This is a genomic window from Paenibacillus lignilyticus (assembly GCF_017942085.1).
GTDB classification, from domain to species: domain Bacteria; phylum Bacillota; class Bacilli; order Paenibacillales; family Paenibacillaceae; genus Paenibacillus_Z; species Paenibacillus_Z lignilyticus.
This window is the reverse complement of sequence record NZ_JAGKSP010000023.1, coordinates 16386-34949: the sequence shown is the minus strand read 5'-3', so window position 1 is coordinate 34949 and position 18564 is coordinate 16386. Positions and strand designations below refer to the sequence as shown.

Annotated in this window: 15 protein-coding genes; 1 reads left to right on the top strand and 14 read right to left on the bottom strand. The window is 54.1% G+C overall.

Going from position 1 to position 18564, the window contains the following annotated elements; genetic code table 11:
• Positions 1-95: 95 nt before the first annotated feature.
• From I8J30_RS29335 to ftsE, 5 genes are all read right to left on the bottom strand, one after another.
• Positions 96-1409, bottom strand: coding sequence for a PDZ domain-containing protein (locus I8J30_RS29335; protein ID WP_240548469.1), 1314 nt, complete (start codon positions 1407-1409; stop codon positions 96-98).
• Positions 1410-1541: 132 nt separating this feature from the next.
• On the bottom strand, positions 1542-3011 hold the full coding sequence (locus I8J30_RS29330; protein ID WP_210663993.1) for a S41 family peptidase: 1470 nt from the start codon (positions 3009-3011) through the stop codon (positions 1542-1544).
• A gap of 158 nt (positions 3012-3169) precedes the next feature.
• Positions 3170-4348 (bottom strand): murein hydrolase activator EnvC family protein, encoded by a 1179-nt coding sequence (locus I8J30_RS29325; RefSeq protein ID WP_338044976.1) that lies wholly within the window; start codon positions 4346-4348, stop codon positions 3170-3172.
• Between the two features lie 12 nt (positions 4349-4360).
• On the bottom strand, positions 4361-5278 hold the full coding sequence (gene ftsX / locus I8J30_RS29320) for a permease-like cell division protein FtsX (protein WP_210663992.1): 918 nt from the start codon (positions 5276-5278) through the stop codon (positions 4361-4363).
• Positions 5268-5954, bottom strand: a complete 687-nt coding sequence (gene ftsE / locus I8J30_RS29315; RefSeq protein WP_090982409.1) for a cell division ATP-binding protein FtsE — start codon at positions 5952-5954, stop codon at positions 5268-5270. Before ftsE ends, ftsX begins: the two co-directional genes overlap by 11 nt.
• A 268-nt stretch (positions 5955-6222) precedes the next feature.
• Between ftsE and I8J30_RS29310 the strand changes: the two genes are divergently transcribed.
• Positions 6223-7701, top strand: a complete 1479-nt coding sequence (locus I8J30_RS29310) for a VanW family protein (protein ID WP_210663991.1) — start codon at positions 6223-6225, stop codon at positions 7699-7701.
• 389 nt (positions 7702-8090) lie between these two features.
• Here the strand turns inward: I8J30_RS29310 and argH are convergent, their stop codons facing one another.
• From argH to prfB, 9 genes are all read right to left on the bottom strand, one after another.
• On the bottom strand, positions 8091-9506 hold the full coding sequence (gene argH, locus I8J30_RS29305; protein ID WP_210663990.1) for an argininosuccinate lyase: 1416 nt from the start codon (positions 9504-9506) through the stop codon (positions 8091-8093).
• A gap of 31 nt (positions 9507-9537) precedes the next feature.
• Positions 9538-10776, bottom strand: a complete 1239-nt coding sequence (locus I8J30_RS29300) for an argininosuccinate synthase (protein WP_210663989.1) — start codon at positions 10774-10776, stop codon at positions 9538-9540.
• A gap of 63 nt (positions 10777-10839) precedes the next feature.
• Positions 10840-11796, bottom strand: coding sequence for an ornithine carbamoyltransferase (gene argF, locus I8J30_RS29295; protein ID WP_210663988.1), 957 nt, complete (start codon positions 11794-11796; stop codon positions 10840-10842).
• Positions 11797-11817: 21 nt separating this feature from the next.
• Positions 11818-13032 (bottom strand): acetylornithine transaminase, encoded by a 1215-nt coding sequence (locus I8J30_RS29290; protein ID WP_240548468.1) that lies wholly within the window; start codon positions 13030-13032, stop codon positions 11818-11820.
• Between the two features lie 19 nt (positions 13033-13051).
• Entirely contained in the window at positions 13052-13840 is a 789-nt protein-coding gene (argB, locus tag I8J30_RS29285; protein ID WP_210663987.1) for an acetylglutamate kinase, read from the bottom strand.
• A gap of 38 nt (positions 13841-13878) precedes the next feature.
• Positions 13879-15120, bottom strand: a complete 1242-nt coding sequence (argJ, locus tag I8J30_RS29280) for a bifunctional ornithine acetyltransferase/N-acetylglutamate synthase (RefSeq protein ID WP_210663986.1) — start codon at positions 15118-15120, stop codon at positions 13879-13881.
• Between the two features lie 60 nt (positions 15121-15180).
• Positions 15181-16230, bottom strand: a complete 1050-nt coding sequence (gene argC, locus I8J30_RS29275) for an N-acetyl-gamma-glutamyl-phosphate reductase (protein WP_210663985.1) — start codon at positions 16228-16230, stop codon at positions 15181-15183.
• A 142-nt stretch (positions 16231-16372) separates the two neighbouring features.
• The gene (locus I8J30_RS29270) at positions 16373-17278 is read right to left on the bottom strand and encodes a YitT family protein (RefSeq protein WP_420831262.1); all 906 of its coding nucleotides are present in this window, start codon (positions 17276-17278) and stop codon (positions 16373-16375) included.
• A 114-nt stretch (positions 17279-17392) separates the two neighbouring features.
• A protein-coding gene (gene prfB, locus I8J30_RS29265; protein WP_210663984.1) for a peptide chain release factor 2 occupies positions 17393-18509 on the bottom strand; the annotation gives its coding sequence in 2 pieces (ribosomal slippage) (positions 17393-18436 and positions 18438-18509; 1116 coding nt in all).
• Positions 18510-18564 lie beyond the last annotated feature (55 nt).

Here is an 18564-nt window from a genome sequence, read left to right as displayed (position 1 = left end):
CTACTTCCTGTCCGGGTTGGAAGGACTTACCGCACTATGAAAAATGCCCCGGCGACCGCCCATTAAGGGACAGCGCCGAGGCACAGCTTCTCCTGCTATAGTGTCGCTGATGTTGAAGATGAAGCCGCCGCACGCTGCCTCGACTTCGCCGTCCGTTTACGCCAGAGCAGATCAAGCAAGGAAGCAGGCGCCGCCGCCGCGTAATAGTCCGCCTTGTCATCCGGTGCGAGCACAACGCCAAGCTGATGATGCTCGCCGGCGTAACGGGCACGCTGCGCAAACTTGATTTGACCTTCATGATTAAGCACTTCCAGCTTACAAAAAGCCGAGTTCACGTGAAGAGCGCCATACAGCTCTTCCTTCGTCTTCACACGAATGCCGTTCACCTTATGAATGATCTCTCCGACCAGAATGCCCATCGATTCGGCCGGTGTGCCCGGTATAACTGCCAGTACACGCAAGCCCTGATCGTTATGCACATAGAGCGGAGCGCTTGCCGCCTCTTTGAAATAACTGACCGCCACGAGCGCCTCGTGCAGCAGTAATGCGCAAAGCGCAGCTGCAAGCGTCAGCGGACTCCAGAAGGAAGCTGCGACAGCCGCGATTCCGGTAACTATTCCATAGAATAGCAGTCCTCTCGAGGAATTGCGCGCCTTCGCGGCCGGCAGCAGCGATCGTGTCAGCTCCGAGAACCCAATCACCATCGGGAAAGCGATCATCGTAAACCCGCTGCTCCACTGGCTGCTATCTCCGAGCAGCAGCGTCCATGGCAAAGCTACATCCCCGCTCCCGCCGGATACAGCCGGCACAAGCAGCAGTATCGGCACCGGCCAGTAGCCCTGCAGGGCTTGGCCTCCAACAAGCTTGCCCCTCTTCCCTTCAAGGAAGAGCGGGCTTGCAAAACGCGCTCCCTGCCAGCGCACGAGCAGCGCTTCCGCCACATGCATAAGCGCAACCAGCACGAGCAGGCCCGGAATATCCAAGCCGGCAAGCGAGCCTGCCGCTGAACCTATCCAGTCGCTTCGATCTCCGAGCTCGGTCCAGCCCAGCGCCCATTGCAAGACACCCAGCAACCCTGCACTATAAGCAAAACATAAGTATCTGACACGGATCATGACAAGCACGGCGGCCGTTCCCCACATCCAAAACACCGCATCCGCGGTGACCGAGACACCCAGAAACAGACTAATGCAAGAAATCAATACACCAACGAGCAGTCCCGCTATGATCGTTCTTCCAAGCTGAATCGGCCAAGCTTGAAGACGGACATGAAACATCTTCCGCTCCATTCTTGTCTGCCGCATATATTGAAGCATGATCAGAAGCACCGCTACATAATAAAACGGAGATAGCAGCAGTCCGATGGCCGCCGATCCCGCCTGCCGAAGCAATTCCATTGCCGCTTCCAAAAACGTTCACTCCCTCTCGCAAACCATTGCCGCATCGTAATCATAAAAAAAAGAAGGTCCCTCCGCAGTAGTGCACGGAGACAACCTTCTCTCTATTCGACATCGTCCAAGCAATTTCCTGCCTGCTCGGCGTTATTGTCCGCTGGCAAGCTTCTGCTGCAGCACGCCAACTGCCTTCAACAGTTGGGTATCGTTCTTCTCATCGCGAATCTTCGCAACGAGCGCCTCCTCTACCTTCTCCGCAGTCGCTTTATCGGCACTGCCTGTAACCGGCAGCTCCGCTTTCTTCTGAAAGGCTTTAACACTTAAGACGGTTTGCTGGCTGTAATACCCGTCTTTGCGATCAATCGTATAGCCCAGCCCGGCGAGCATAATTTGGAGGCTGCGCGTATTCTCATTAATCGTGTCCGGCTGCAAGGTCGCTTCTTTGGACATGCGGGCTACCGTGTAATAATCCGGCGGCAGCACTTCGACGTCCGGCTTCAGCCCTTTCTCGTGAACCCAGTTGCCAAGCGGCGTCAGCCACTTCGCAATCGTCATTTTGACTAGGCTTCCATCGGACATCGCTTTATCGTAACTGACCTGCACAGTCCCTTTGCCAAAAGAAGTCTCGCCTACCAAAGTAGCATGCGCCTCTTCCTTCAACGCCCCTGCCAGCACCTCGGATGCGCTCGCGCTGCCTTTATTCATCAGCACGGCGATCGGGTACTTCTTGCCGCTTCCGGCAGACACCGTTTTCTCCCGATGCCCGTCCTTATCCTCGACCTGCACGATCGGCTCGCCCTTCGGCACGAAAGGCTGCGCAACCGATACAACAACAGGCAGCACGCCGCCGGGATTGCCCCGCACATCAATGATGAGCGCCTTCATCCCTTGTTTCTCCAGCTTCGTTAGTTCCTCTTCGAACCGTTCGCCGGTATTAAGAGAGAACTGGCGAATCTCGATTACGCCAATGCCGCCGTCACGCATGCGCGCGTACACCGTTTCATAATCGATATCGTCCCGCACGATGGTCAGCTGCAGCGGCTGCGTCATTCCGGCCCGCTGAATGACCAATTTCACCTTCGAGCCTTTGGGTCCTCGGATTTTGGCTACCGCATCATTCAAGGAAAGGCCGTCCAATTTCTCGCCGTTAACCGATAATAAGATATCGTTCGGGAGAACACCTGCCCGCTCTGCCGGTGAATCCTTGATCGCGGACTCGACGGTGATTTTGCCATCCTTCATCTGAACGCCTGCGCCAATGCCCGTAAACGATCCTTCGATGGACTCAGAGAAATGCTTCGCTACTTCCTTCTTCATATACACCGAATAAGGATCGCCCAGCGCCTCCATCATCCCGTTAACTGCCCCGTCAAGCACCTTCGTCCGATCTACTTCGCGAAAATATTTGTTCTCAATCAAACCGAGTACCGTGTTTAATTTCTGAAGCTCCTTCTCGCTCAGCTCATCATGTCCGGACGATTCCGATGACGCCGCTCTAGCTGTCGTTCCATCGCTCTCAATGGCAATGAAGCGGTCTGCAACCGTCAAGGTTACAAGCGTAGATGCCGCCATTGTGAGCAAGATGAACGCTGCCACTGTTCGTCCTTTGAACTGCACGTCAACACCCCTTCGTGAGCATACCCTGCCTATGGTGAGATTTTTTTCCCCTTACTTCTGACATCTCCCCTAGTATATGACAAGCCGCACCCAATTATTTGCATCTGGGTACGGCATCGTCATGTCAGCATACGAGCCTGCTAGGCTCTGCCCGTTATTTATTTCAGATAAGGTGCAGGATTAACCGCCTCTTGATTCTTGCGTACTTCAAAATGCAAATGGTTCCCCGTGGACATGCCCGTGCTTCCGACTTCCGCGATTTTCTGGCCGCGTTTCACGGTTTGCCCTTTCTCCACCTTGATGCCGCCATTGCGAATATGTCCATATACCGTCCATAGTCCGCCGCCATGGTCAATGATGACGCAGTTGCCATACTCACTCCACCACTGCGCGACAATGACCAGACCCGACTCCGCCGCATAGATCGACGTTCCGGCCGGAGCTGCCATGTCCATACCGGCATGAAGTTTCTTTCTTCCGGTTACGGGATGGGTCCGATAACCAAACGGCGAGGATAGACGCCATTCGGAATGAAGCGGCATGCCAAGCTTGCCGCCGGTGTAGTACACTTTAATTTTTTTCTTCTTCGACTCCAGATCGGATACTTTCTTCGCCAGTTTAATCAGTAGCTCCGCTTGCTCTTCGCTGATCTCTTCCAGCTCTTCCGCCTGGCTCTTATACTTCAGGACCATCACTTCTTTTTCTTTCTCTTTATCCTTGAGCAGGTCTGCGAAACCTTCAAGCTTCGCGTACATCTTCTTGACATCGCCAAGCGACTTCTCCACTTCGACCTTCTTCTGCGCGATGAGTGCTTTGTCTTTCTTATGGTCGGCGAGAATGTCACGGTCTTGGCTTAGAATCGATTTCAGCGAGTCCATCCGGTCGATAAAATCGCCAAAGCTTGTTGCGCTCAGCATGACGTCGATATAGGATACGAATCCATTCGTATACATCAACCGAATGCGCGACTGCAGCAGCTTGTCCCGCGTCTTCAGACGTTTCTCCGCCGCATCGAGGTCTTCTCCGGCTTGCTGCAGCTTCTCTTCCGTCGTTTCCACTTGAGCCTGCACGTTGCTCAGCTGCGTGCTGACTTCACTGATTTGCTGCATGATTTCGTTGACGGACTTCGCTGTCTTCTCTTTCATGGCCAGCACATATTCCTTGTCTTTGTCCGCTTGATTGCGGTTATGAGAAGCGGCGCTCATTTCTTTGCGCACTTTAGCGAGCTCACTGTTGATCTTGTCCAGCTGCGAGGAAGCTTCGCCTTGATAGGGTTGAAATACAAATCCGGCAAATACGATAATGGCTAGAACGGCGAGTCCTTTCTTCACGTTCACGTTTCCATTCACCTACACTTTCAAGTACTTTCGCACCGACAGGGTGCTTCCCCAAATACCGATCAAAATGCCAAGCCCCATAATCAGAACCGACACATTAAAGCCCGCTTCCTTCAAGGTCACAAGTTTAATCATCATGAGACCCAGCTCAACCTGAGACACCTCAACCAGTCGGGAGTATCCGAGCATCAGCAGCGTGACCGTGACAACCGAGCCCACAATACCGATCAAGGCACCTTCGATAAAGAACGGCCAGCGGATAAAATTATTCGTGGCTCCCACCAGCTTCATAATGCCAATCTCGCGGCGACGCGCCAGAATGGTCATCTTGATCGTGTTGGAGATGAGGAACATCGCGGTTAAGCCAAGTCCCGCTACAATAACGAGTCCGATGTTGCGGACGGCGTTCATTATTTTGAACAGCGTTTCTACGGTGCCTTTCCCGTATTTCACGCTTGTAATCGGCAATGTTTCGTCTGCTTTGCCAATCGCTTCGATCTGTTTCGCGGCAAAAGCGATCTTCTGCGGCTCGAACACCTCTACCGTAAAGGAGTCCGGCAGCGGGTTGTTCGTCTTGTCATAGCCTTCAAGCAGTTCGGCGCCGTCTGCGCCGATGCTCTCGCGAAGGGACTCAAGCCCCTTCTCCTTGGATATGAATTCGATCTTGCTAACCTCCGGAATGTTGCCGATGGCATTCTTAAGTTCGTTAATCTTGGCATCATCGGTATTCAGCTGCAAGTAAACCCGAATCTGTACCTGGCTCTCGATCTGGTCCGCCAAATTGTTGACGTTCAATGCCAGCAATAGAAAAGCGCCCAGTATAAAGAGGGAAATGACGATGGAGCTGACGGAGGCAAAAGTCATCCAGCCGTTGCGCACCACGTTCTTCACCCCTTCGCGAAGGTGGCGGATAATGGTGCTAACTTTCATAGCCATACTCTCCTCTCACTTCATCACGCACAATCGTTCCGTTCTCGATGGCGATGACGCGTTTGCGGAGCGTATTCACGATCTCTTTGTTGTGCGTTGCCATGATGATCGTAGTGCCGCGGAAGTTAATCTCTTCGAGCAAATTCATAATGCCCCATGAGGTTTCGGGGTCAAGGTTACCGGTAGGCTCGTCCGCCACGATGACGGCCGGATTGTTGACGATCGCGCGCGCGATGGCGACCCGCTGCTGCTCGCCGCCGGACAGCTGCTGCGGCAAGCTTGCATGCTTGCCGCGAAGTCCGACGAGCTCCAGCACTTCCATCGTCCGTTTCTTGATGACTCGGCGCGGCGCTTCGATGACTTCCATCGCAAAAGCGATGTTCTCATACACGGTCAGCTTCGGCAGCAAGCGATAATCTTGGAAAATAACGCCGATGTTCCGCCGCACATAGGGAATCTTACGGGGCTTTAGTTTACCGATGTTAAAGCCGTTCACGGATATTTGTCCTTTGGATGGAATTTCCTCGCGATAGATCAATTTCATGAAGGTGGATTTTCCAGCTCCGGAAGGTCCAACCAAGTAAACGAATTCATTACGGTCTATACGAACAGAAACGCCGCGGAGAGCGTGAGTGCCGTCTGCGTACGTCTTCCAAATATCTTGCAATTCGATCACAATATCACATCCTGTAGGTAGTCAGCTTTTAACTATTCGACATGATCACGGTAAATCCTCTACCAAAGTCCTGTTTTCTGCATTTTTCATATTTCTCATGAACCGAATAGCGGGAATCTAGTGCTTCTTACCGTATATTTTTCGACAAACGTCCTGTTCGAGGCTGTAGCGGCTCGGTTCATCGCAGAGAATTGTACAAACAGTGGCAGAAATGAAGCCCTCGGCGCATATACATGTACGAATACTGGCCCCGAGGTGATAGGAAGCTATGAACACGAAACGGCTGCAGCTAATCTGGATTCTGGCGGGGGCATGCCTGCTGCTCGCGTCTGCCGGATGGGGCGGGTTATGGATGTATGCGTCCCAGCAAACGATTCCGAAACAAGTACATGTTGTCTTCAAGAAACCAACAGAGGCGAACGGACAGCGGCTTCAGAGCGACGCCGTCATTCCTATCGGTACACTCCGGATCGAGGATGCCAAGCAGCTCCTCGCTAGGGGAAAGCAGACGCTCAAACAGCTGGCGATCACGATAAAAGGCGGTACGGGCGAAGGGAAGAAGAAAACGTGGACGCTCGAGCAGCTCGGCATTGAAGTGGACACGAAGGAAGCCGAGGCGGCCATTGACCGCTTGAGCAGCGGCAATTTGTGGACGAGAACCAAGTATCGGTGGGGATTTCAGCAGGAGCTGGCCATTGGCGTGAGCTTCGATAAAGAGGTGTTCGCGGGGAAAATACGCAGCGCCTGGGGCTGGATGGACGCCGGCGAGCCGGTGAATGCAACGCGCAAAATCACGAGTGACGACAAGGTCGTCTATACCCCGCACAAGGATGCATATCGACTCGATACGGATAAGATGTATGCCCATGCTGCAGCTGCGATTGTGAAGGCCGTCGGGAACAATTGGGGCAAGAAGCTCTCTCCCATGACCTGGCCGGTTGAACTCCGCGTTATCCATCCGTCCATAACCTTGCAGCGCTTGAAGGCTGAAGGGGTCGAACGGCTTATATCTTCCTTTACCACGGAGTTTAGGACGAGCGGCGCGGGCCGCGCTTACAATGTGACGATGACGGCTAAGACGCTGAGCGGCATGGAGCTCGCTCCCGGAGAAATTTTCGATTACAGCAAAATCATTGCCCTGACCAGCAAAAAATACGGCTATCGCCAAGCGCCCGTCATTCTTAACGGCGAGTTCGTTCCGGGCGTCGGCGGCGGGATCTGCCAAGTGTCCAGCACGCTGTACAATGCCGTCCTGTTCGCGGGCCTTGATATGGTGGAGCGGCGCAATCACTCCCTCCCCGTTGCTTATTTGCCGCTGGGCCGGGATGCCACCTACGCCGATGATGCGATCAATTTCAAGTTCAAGAACACGACCGGCAAGCATCTCGTCATCGTGACGGAAGTGAAGAATCGCCAGGTGACGGTAAAGATCTTCGGGACCTTACCGAAAAATGTGCAGTACAAAATTGAATCCAAAACCGTGGCCACTGTCGTGCCGCCGGTGAAAGAAGTGCCTTCTGCTTCCATGCATCCCGGTGAGCGCCGCAAGCTTGCATCCGGCAAACCCGGCTACATTGTCGAGACGTACCGCACGAAGCTGGAGAACGGTGTGCAAGTGTCGCGCAAACGCATCTCGCGAGATACGTACCGGGCACAGCCGGTCGTCTATGCGGTCGCGCCGGAGCAGTCTCACCCGGATAACGGCAAGGATGAAGCGCCGTTGCTTGAGGACGGCGTGTCGCAGTAGTGGCTTAGAGGCGGCTGCCTCCGAAACGCGCGTTAGATAGAGAATCCGGTTTAATGTTGCGTGAATGGCAGCATTTCACTTTCCCGTAGGGTGATTCTGACTAAATGCTGCATGGGATGCAACATTTCCATGCGATTTGAGGCTAAGCGAAGAAATGAGCAGCAATTGTTGCATATATAGCATCACTTCCTCTGTGAGAGCTTATTTTCTGCCGAAATGTTGCATATATGGCAGCATCTCATGGGGATGCTATTTGGCCGCCCTTTGCTCATAAGCAATCGGATGTTTGTGGCACTCGCTGTGCCCCGCCGCCTCTTCTCCCTGCTGCACAAAAAAAGGCCGTAACGCCAAGTAGTATACGCTACTTGGCATTACGGCCCTGTTGCTATTTAGCGGCTGCGCTCCGCGTATTCGGTAATCCAATCTGCAGTTGCGGCTAATTCTTGCTCCGCGCGGGAGATAGCTTCGACTACTTGCGTCTTAGCAGTACCGCCGTAGACGTTGCGGGCATTAACCACATTCTCCGGCTGAAGCACCTCGTAGATGCGATCGTCGAACAGCGAAGAGAACTGCTTGAACTCATCCAGAGTGAGATCCAGCAAGTACTTGCCCTGCTGGATGCAGTACAAGACAGTCTTGCCGATGACTTCATGCGCTTGACGGAACGGCAGGCCTTTGCCAACCAGGAAGTCGGCGATATCGGTCGCGTTCGAGAAGTCTTGATTGACGGCTTGACGCATGCGATCCTTGTTCACCTTCATTGTCGCCACCATCGGGGCAAACAATTGCAGCGCGCCTTGCAGCGTGCGGACCGTATCGAACATGCCTTCTTTGTCTTCCTGCATGTCTTTGTTATAAGCGAGCGGCAGTGACTTAAGCACTGTCAGCAGGCCGACGAGGTTGCCATAGACACGTCCTGTTTTCCCGCGGACAAGCTCCGGCACGTCCGGATTTTTCTTCTGCGGCATAATGCTGCTGCCCGTGCAGAACGCATCGTCGAGTTCAACGAAGTGAAACTCGGTGCTCGACCACAGGATGAACTCTTCGCTCAGGCGCGACAAATGCATCATGATGATGGACGCATGCGACAGGAATTCCAGAATGAAGTCGCGGTCGCTTACCGCATCCAGGCTGTTCTCGTAAACGCGGTCAAACTTCAGCTGACTCGCTACGAAATGGCGATCGATCGGGAACGTCGTCCCTGCCAATGCACCCGCTCCTAGCGGCAGCGTGTTAATCCGCTTGTAACTGTCCTGCAAACGCTCGATATCGCGGCCGAACATGGATACATAAGCCATCATATGGTGCGCGAACAAGATGGGCTGTGCGCGCTGAAGATGCGTATAACCCGGCAAAATCGTATCGATGTTCGCCGTAGCCTGCTGCACAAGAGCAGTTTGCAGCTTCTGCAGCAGATCAACGAACTCCACAACCCGCTTGCGCAGGTACAAATGCATATCCGTCGCAACCTGATCGTTACGGCTGCGGCCCGTATGCAGCTTGCCGCCAACAGGACCCACATCGTCGATCAGCGTCTTCTCGATGTTCATGTGAATATCTTCATCGGCGATGGAGAATTCAATGTCGCCGCGCTTGATGCGCTGCAGGACGCGGTGCAAGCCGTCCTTGATTTTCTCCACGTCGTCAGCAGGCAGAATGCCCTGCTTGCCCAGCATGGTGACATGGGCCAGACTGCCTTGAATATCTTCTTCCGCCAGCTCTTTATCAAATAAAATGGATGCCGTATATTCCTCTACCAGTTGGTCGGTTTTCTTCGTAAACCGGCCGCCCCATAATTTACTCACACAGGTGCACTCCTTTATCGTTTCGCTTGCCTTACTGCTTCTTGTTCTGCTCCACGCCGGAGGACACTTTCAGACGCAGCGCGTTCAGGCGGATAAAGCCGGTTGCATCGCCTTGGTCATACGCTTTGGACGGATCCGCTTCCATCGTTGCGATATCCGGATTGTACAGGCTGACCGGGCTCTTCACGCCGGCGCCGATTACATTGCCTTTGTACAGCTTCAGACGAACAACGCCTGTGACGTTCTTCTGGCTTTCGAGTACGAGCGCTTGCAGCGCCAGACGCTCCGGTGCGAACCAGAAGCCGTTATATACGAGTGATGCGTATTTGGAAATAAGGGAATCACGCAAATGCATGACGTCGCGGTCCATCGTGAGCGACTCCATTTTGCGATGCGCAGTGAATAGGATCGTACCGCCCGGTGTCTCATATACGCCGCGGCTCTTCATGCCGACGAAACGGTTTTCTACCATATCCACACGGCCGATACCGTGCTTGCCGCCAAGCTCATTCAGCTTCTCCATGGCTTGCAGCGGGCTCAGGTTCTCGCCATTAACGGCGACACAATTGCCGGCTTCGAATGTAAGCTCCACGTATTCCGCTTGATCCGGCGCGTCCTCAGGGGACACGGACAAGACGAACATGCCTTTGTTCTCGTCGCTGCTCGGATCAAACCATGGATCCTCCAGCATGCCGCTCTCAAAGCTGATGTGCAGCAGGTTGCGGTCCATCGAGTACGGCTTAGCCGCAGACGCTTGAACCGGAATGTTGTGTTTCTCTGCGTAGGCGATCATTTCTGCGCGGCCCGGGAACTGCTCGCGGAACGCTTCAATGCGCCATGGCGCGATTACGGCGATGTCCGGAGCAAGCGCGGCAGCTGTCAGCTCGAAGCGCACTTGGTCGTTGCCTTTGCCAGTTGCGCCGTGCGCAATAGCAGTCGCGCCTTCTGCGCGAGCGATGTCGACCATACGTTTGGCGATCAGCGGACGAGCGATGGAAGTACCAAGCAGGTACTGACCTTCATAAAGAGCGCCCGATTGGAACATCGGATAGATGAAGTCTTCCGCGAACTCGTCGCGCAGATCATCGATGTACACTTTGGAAGCGCCCGTAGCCAACGCTTTTGCTTCCAGACCGTCCAGCTCATCCTTTTGTCCGATATCGGCCGTGAACGCGATAATTTCAGCGTCATAGGTTTCTTTGAGCCATTTTAGAATAACGGACGTATCCAGACCGCCCGAGTAAGCCAGCACGATTTTTTCCTTCGCCATGATTCAGTCAACACTCCCTATAGTAAATTAATCTTGTAAAAGTCCGTTTCCGTACGTTCCGTACTACATGATTGCGGCCATGATTGCCTTCTGCGCGTGCAGACGGTTCTCCGCTTGATCGAAAATAATCGATTGTTTGCCATCAATGACGCCTTCGCTTACTTCTTCGCCGCGATGCGCAGGCAGGCAGTGCATGAACAGGTAGTCGTTCTTCGCATAGCGAACCAGATCCTCGTTCACTTGATACGCGGCAAAAGCAAGCTCGCGCTCCTTCTGCTCCGCCTCAAAGCCCATGCTCGCCCACACGTCCGTGTAGATGACGTCTGCGTCCGCAATCGCTTCTTTCGGATCACGGCATACATGAATGCGCGAACCGGTTTCGGTTGCGCTCGCTTTCGTCATCGCTACCACGTCAGCGTCCGGCTCGTAGCCTTCCGGCGTCGCCACCGAAATATGCATGCCGAGCTTCGCCGCGCCCATCATCAAGGAGTGCACCATGTTGTTGCCATCGCCGATGTACGCCACTTTAAGTCCTTCGAGGCGGCCCTTATGCTCAAGCACCGTTTGATAATCGCACAACGCTTGGCACGGATGGGACAGGTCTGTAAGGCCGTTAATGACCGGCACGGTAGCTGCACGAGCCAGTTCAATGACCGTACGGTGCGCAAAGGTACGGATCATCATGCCGTCCAGGTAACGCGACAGCGTCTGCGCCGTATCGGAGATCGTCTCGCCGCGGCCGATCTGCAGATCGTTACGGCTAAGGAACAAGGCATGCCCGCCGAGCTGGTACATCCCGACTTCAAAGGAAACGCGCGTACGCGTGGATGATTTTTCGAAAATCATGCCGAGGGTTTTGCCCTTCAGCGGGTGATAAATTTCGCCGGCTTTCTGCTTGCCCTTCAGTTCGATCGCCAGATCGATCAGGTAACGCACTTCCGCGGGCGTATAGTCAGCCAAGCCGATAAAGTCGCGGCCTTTAAGGCCGATTGCTATTTCTTCCGTCAACAATTGAGACATGTGGGTGGTTCTCCCTTCTTTCTACAGCTGCGCCGGAGCCGTTTGATCCGCGAATATCGAGGTCAGAATGCTCACCGCTTGATCTATTTCTTCACGCGAAACGAGTAGGCTAGGCAGCAAACGGACAACATCCGGACCTGCCGTAACAACGAGCAAACCGCGCTTCTGGCCTTCGGCGATGATGTTCGCAACCGGACCGCTGCATACGATGCCGATCATGAGTCCCTTGCCGCGAATGTCCTTCACGAAAGGATTGCCCGCAAGCTTCTCGCGCAGCTGCCCCATAAGGTACTCGCCGCTCTCAGCCGCGCGCTGCGGCGCTTTCTCGCCGATGATCGTCTCTACCGTCGCCTTCACGACAGCCGTAGCAATCGGAGTACCGCCGAACGTCGAGCCATGGCTGCCGGCGGTGAAGGCTTCGATCAGCTCGCCTTTGGCCAGCGTAGCGCCGACAGGAAAACCGCTCCCCAGTCCTTTGGCCAATGTAAAGATATCAGGCTCGATCCCGTAGTGTTCAAATGCAAACAGCTTACCGGTACGACCCATACCTGTTTGAATCTCATCTATGATCAGGAGCAAACCGCGCTCCTTGCAAAGCTTAGCCAGATGCTGCACGAACGCAGGCTCTACCGGAATGACGCCGCCCTCCGCTTGAATCATTTCGATCATGATGGCAGCCGTCTTATCCGTAATTGCCGCTTCAAGCGCTTCGATATCGTGCAGCGGGATATAACGGAACCCTTCCGGAAGTGGGCCGAAGCCTTCTTTCACTTTCTCTTGGCCCGTTGCCGTCAACGTCGCAAGCGTTCTGCCGTGGAAGGATTGGGCGAACGTAATGATTTCGTAGCGACCGTTGCCCTTCACCTTCTGATGGTAACGGCGGGCAAGCTTAATTGCCGCTTCGTTGGCTTCCGCGCCGGAGTTGCAGAAGAACACCGCTTCCGCATGGCTGTTATCCGTCAGCAGCTTCGCTGCCGCTTCTTGATTCGGAATGTGAAACAGATTGGATACATGCCACAGCTCATCGAGCTGCTTCACAAGCGCATCCTTCACTTGCTTCGGTGCATGACCCAGATTCGTTACGGCCAGGCCGCACATGAAATCCAAGTATTTGTTCCCTTTGTCATCCCAGAGCCAGCTGCCTTCACCCTTCACAAGTGAAATCGGATATCTTGCATACGTCGGAAAAAGCGAGCTGCCGGCTGCTTCAGTACCTTTGTTCATATCGCTCATCATTCGTTCACCCCACTAATAATTAAGATTGTATAATTCTTGTTCCGATGCCGCCTTCGAGAACGGCCTTGCTGAGTACGCCCGGTACGTCGCCATTCACGATGACGACTTCCTTCACGCGTCCTTGAATGCACGCGATCGCTGCGCGAACCTTCGGAATCATGCCTCCGTAAATTTCGCCGCTCGCAATCATCGCTTCGATTTCTTCCACTGTTGCAGTAGGGAGAACTTGCTTCTCTCCGTCTACCGTTTTCAATATACCGGGTACATCCGTGACCACGATCATCTGCTCTACGCCCAGATGCGACGCAACCGCGCCTGCCGCCGTATCTGCATTGATGTTGTAGCGTTGCCCTGCCGCGTCGATCCCGATCGGCGCGATTACGGGAATGTAGCCCATGCCCATGACGCCTTCGATGATCGCCGCATTCACATCCGTTACATCGCCGACGAAGCCGATCTCGTCGGCGTTCGCCACAGGCTGAGCCGTGATGAGCTCGCCGTCCACGCCGGAGAGGCCAAGTGCTTTCGCGCCGCTTTGACCGATGCGGCGAACGATCTCTTTGTTGATCCGTCCTGCCAGCACCATTTCCACCACGTCGAGCACTTCGTCGCTTGTTTTGCGCAAGCCGTTCACGAACTCGCTCGCGATTCCCAGCTTGCCGAGCGTTTCCGAGATAGCGGGTCCGCCGCCATGAACGATGACCGCTTTAACGCCGCGCTCCTGCAAACTCCTCAAATCTTCGAAAAAAGAAGCCGGAAGCGCCGCAAGCGTGCTGCCCCCGCATTTCATCACAAACCGCTGTTCCATAGGTTTCGTCCGTTCCCTTCGTTCCCGAAATCCTGTTACTATGTGCGATATGCCGCGTTGATACGGACATAATCATAAGTGAGGTCACAGCCCCAAGCCGTTGCCACGCCTTCACCCATATGCAAATCCACATGAATGACGACCGTATCGCCCTTCAAATAAACAAGTGCCGCTTCTTCGTCAAAAGCAATCGGCCGCGACTGCGTAAGCGTCACGATATCGCCCAGCGCGATGTCGACGGTCTCCGGATTCACAGGCACGCCTGCGCGTCCGACAGCCGCAATAATACGGCCCCAGTTGGCATCTGCGCCGAATACGGCGGACTTCACGAGTGAAGAGCCTATAACGGTCTTGGCGATCGCTTGCGCCGCATCGTTCGATTCCGCTCCGCGCACTTGCACCTCGACGAGCTTCGTTGCGCCTTCGCCGTCACGCGCGATCGCTTTGGCAAGCACCTCGCATACATAACGCAGTCCATCCGCGAACGCCGCATAATCAGGGTGACCCGCATGAAGCTCTTCGTTGCCCGCAAAACCGCTTGCCATCGCAACCAGCATGTCGTTCGTGCTGGTGTCGCCGTCGACCGTAATCATGTTAAACGTTACGTCTGTTACTTGGCGCAGCAGCGTTTGCAACGCTTCGCTTCCGATCTCCGCATCCGTTGTCACGAAACCAAGCATCGTCGCCATGTTAGGATGAATCATCCCGCTTCCCTTCGATGCGCCGGCGATATGTACAACCTTGCCGTCAACGGTTACGGAAACGCAGACTTCCTTCTTCACGAGATCCGTCGTAAGGATCGCTTGGCAGAAATCATCTGCTGCTTCATAGGAAGCTGCCAGTCGCGCAGGCAGCTCCGCAATTCCGCCGCGTACGCGGTCCATCTTCAGCAGCTCGCCGATGACGCCGGTAGAAGCTACCGCAACCTGCTCGGCAGGTACGCCGATCGCTTCAGCGAATGCGCTGCGCATTTCATAGGCATCCGCATCGCCCTGCTTCCCTGTGCACGCATTCGCGTTGCCGCTGTTCACGATGACCGCGCGCAGCTTGCCGCCGGCGCCGATACTCTCGCGCGTCACCTGAATCGGCGCCGCCTGAAACACGTTCGTCGTGTACACGCCCGCCGCCGCCGCAGGCACTTCGCATACGATAGCGCCAAGGTCATGGCGCGTCGTCTTCTTCAAGCCGCAATGCAAACCGCCGGCTTTAAAGCCTTTAGGTGTCGTAACGGAGCCTTCCGGCACGACGATATAGGTTGGTGATGTGTTCCCCTGTCCCATTGTTCAATCGCGTCTCCTTTATTGAATGATTGCGGAGTCGACCAGCGGCCGCCTCACTTATTACGGGTACATCGGAACGAAGTTAAGGCCCAGCGTCTCGTCCCAGCCCATCATTAAATTCAAGTTTTGAATGGCCTGCCCGGCAGCGCCCTTCACGAGATTATCAATAACCGACACAATCGTTATGCGCCCTGTGCGCTCATCAACGGAGAAGCCGATATCGCAGTAGTTGGAGCCGGATACTTCTTTGGTTGCCGGCCAAGTGCCGTTCTTGCGAATACGAACAAACTTGCGACCTTCATAATAATTGCTGTATAACGAGATGAAGTCCTCTACGGTGTGACCGTCCTTAACGGTCGCATAGATCGTGCTCATAATACCGCGCGTCATCGGTACCAAGTGGGTCGTGAACGTCGTCAATACTTTCTCGCCTGCAATATCCGAAAGCACTTGCTCTATCTCCGGAATATGCTGATGTTTATTGATCTTGTAAGCTCTGAAGTTCTCATTGATCTCCGGGTAGTGGTTGCCTACACTGGTACCGCGGCCTGCGCCGGAAACGCCGGATTTCGCATCTATAATAATGGTGGAATGATCGATATAGCCTTCTTGTACTGCCGGAATCAATCCAAGCAGCGCAGAGGTTGGGAAACAGCCCGGATTGGAAATAAGATCGACGCCGTGAACGGCTTCGCCATACACTTCACATAGACCATAAACCGCTTGATCCAAGTACTGCTGCTCCGCAGGCTCCTTCTTATACCAAGTCTCGTACTCACTGCGAGATTTAAGCCGGTGGTCGCCGGAAATATCAATAACCTTCAGCCCTTCCGCCAGAAGCGAAGGGATTAGTCGGGCTGCAATGCCCGGTGGAGTTGCTATAAATACAACCTCAGCTTTGCTTCGTATCAAAGCCGGATCAACGTCATCCAGAATATCGGTGCAAATTTCGGTCAAATGCGGGAACCCTTCCGCAATCGGCGCACCTGCGCTCGACGATGAAATGACAGAAGTCACTTCTACTTGCGGATGGTGGGCCAGAAGCCTGATAAGCTCAACGCCGCCGTACCCTGTTGATCCGATAATCGCTGCTTTCACTGCTTTACTCATGTCCGTTCTCTCCCATCCATATCCTTCCTAGCTATCCATTGTACACGAACAGGGGGATAGAGGAAATAGCTAACACTTTGTATTATTATACATACGTATTCATAATAATTCAACGTAAAAAAAGCGCCTTTTTGCGGCAAATTTAAGGCAGTTGGAAGCCTTCCCCCAGCACCTCGGCCGTATCGCTAATAATAACAAACGCATAGGGGTCTGCCGTCCTTACGAGCCCCTTCAGCTTCGACACTTCGCCTTGACCGACAACGACCATCAGCACGGTTCGCGCTTCGCCCGTGTAACCGCCATGCCCGTCCAGCTTGGTCAATCCGCGATCCAGATCATGAAGCACCACCTGCGAAATCTCCTCCGGCTTGTCCGAAATAATGAAGGCAACCTTCGAAGTAGCAAGGCCCGTCTGTACAAAATCGATCGTTTTGCTTGTTACGAATAAGCCCACCAGCGCATAAAGCGCATTCTCCGGCGCAATGATTATGCCCGCTGCGGCAATAACGAGACCGTCGAAGCACGCCACAGCCAGTCCCAGCCGTACCCCTGTGAATTTATGCAGCAGCTGCGCCGCCAGATCGAGACCGCCTGTCGAAGCTCGTCCGCGGAAAACAAGGCCCAGCCCCGCCCCAACGCCGATCCCGCCATAAATCGAGGCAAGCATCGCATTATCGGTTGGCGGGTGCCAGTCCGAGGTGAACAGGACAAGCAGCGGCAGCAAGAAGGAGCCAAGTGCCGTCTTCAGCGCGAAGCGTTTGCCAAGCAGCCAGAGTCCCAGCAGGAACAGCGGTACGTTAAGCGCCCACTGCGTGTAAGCAGGCGGAATATCCCATACGCGATTAACCAAGATGGAAATACCCGAAACACCGCCGGACGCAATGCCGAGCGGTACCAGAAACATGTTAAAGCTGATGGCGATCAGAAAAGAACCGACAAGCAGCAATGCCACGCTGAGCGCGGCTTCGCTCTTCGGCCCCATCGGCTTTCTTAATCTTCGATTTTCTCTATGTAGCTTCTTCATCCCTTGTTCTTGCTGCAAACTCATTGCTGACCCCATCCTTCTATAAGTGACTCCTTAATCCACAAAAAAGAGTTCCGACACTTAGTAGTGTAGGAACTCTTACTCCAGGCTATGCACGCATGCATATTTGCCCCTTGCTTACTGCTCTTCATGACGGATTTTGCTCCGCAAATAACCGTCGATAAAGATATTCAGATCGCCATCCATCACGGCGCCGACATTGCCTGTTTCCACCGACGTGCGATGGTCTTTGACCATGCTGTACGGATGGAACACATAGGAGCGGATTTGGCTGCCCCATGCAATATCGGATTGCTCGCCGCGAATTTCCGCGAGATGCTTCTGCTGCTCTTCAATCTTACGTTCGTAAAGCTTGGAGCGCAGCATCTGCATCGCACGCTCGCGGTTCTGAATCTGCGAACGCTGCGTCTGGCAGGAAACGACGATACCCGAAGGGATATGCGTGATCCGAATGGCCGATTCCGTCTTATTGATATGCTGACCGCCCGCGCCGCTGGCCCGGTACGTATCAACCTTGAGATCCTCCGAACGGATCTCAATCTCGATGTCATCGTCAATCTCCGGCATAATGTCGCAGGAAACGAAGGATGTATGTCTCCGCCCAGAAGCATCGAAAGGCGAAATTCGCACGAGACGATGAACGCCTTTCTCCGCCTTCAAATACCCGTATGCATTATGGCCTTTGACGGATATCGTAACGCTCTTGATGCCCGCCTCGTCCCCGGCCAGGTAATCCAGAAGTTCCACCTTAAAGCCGGATTTCTCCGCCCAGCGCGTGTACATCCGGTACAGCATCTGGCACCAGTCCTGCGACTCCGTGCCGCCTGCACCGGGATGCAGCTCGAGAATGGCATTCAGCTTGTCATAAGGCTCGCTTAGCAGCAGTTGAAGCTCAAACTCGCTTACTTTGCTTACGAGTTCCGCCACGCTGCGCTTAAGCTCCGCCTCAAGACCTTCGTCCTCGCCTTCCTCTTCCGCCAGCTCCAGCATCGTTTGCAGATCTTCATGCTCACTTTGCATCCGTTCGAATTGATCGACGACGGATTTGACGGCGTTCATCTCGGAGATGGTGCCCTGCGCGCGCTCATTGTCATCCCAAAAGCCCGGAGCGCTCATTTTCTCCTCAAAATTGAGAATCATCTCTTGCTTAATATCTAAGTCAAAGAGACCCCCTGAGTTCTTGGAGACGCTTCGCCATTTCACGCAGATCTTGCTTCATCGTAATATCTATCATGACGGTCGCTTCACCTCAAAATTAACTTCGTTGCCCTACCTTATGCAATAGGCAG

Coding starts and splice junctions, on each gene's coding strand:
- ftsX (WP_210663992.1), bottom strand. CDS start 5,278: ATGAAAGTTAGCACCATTATCCGCCACCTTCGCGAAGGGGTGAAGAAC.
- I8J30_RS29310 (WP_210663991.1), top strand. CDS start 6,223: ATGAACACGAAACGGCTGCAGCTAATCTGGATTCTGGCGGGGGCATGC.
- I8J30_RS29300 (WP_210663989.1), bottom strand. CDS start 10,776: ATGGCGAAGGAAAAAATCGTGCTGGCTTACTCGGGCGGTCTGGATACG.
- argF (WP_210663988.1), bottom strand. CDS start 11,796: ATGTCTCAATTGTTGACGGAAGAAATAGCAATCGGCCTTAAAGGCCGC.
- I8J30_RS29290 (WP_240548468.1), bottom strand. CDS start 13,032: ATGATGAGCGATATGAACAAAGGTACTGAAGCAGCCGGCAGCTCGCTT.
- argB (WP_210663987.1), bottom strand. CDS start 13,840: ATGGAACAGCGGTTTGTGATGAAATGCGGGGGCAGCACGCTTGCGGCG.
- argJ (WP_210663986.1), bottom strand. CDS start 15,120: ATGGGACAGGGGAACACATCACCAACCTATATCGTCGTGCCGGAAGGC.
- argC (WP_210663985.1), bottom strand. CDS start 16,230: ATGAGTAAAGCAGTGAAAGCAGCGATTATCGGATCAACAGGGTACGGC.
- I8J30_RS29270 (WP_420831262.1), bottom strand. CDS start 17,278: ATGAGTTTGCAGCAAGAACAAGGGATGAAGAAGCTACATAGAGAAAAT.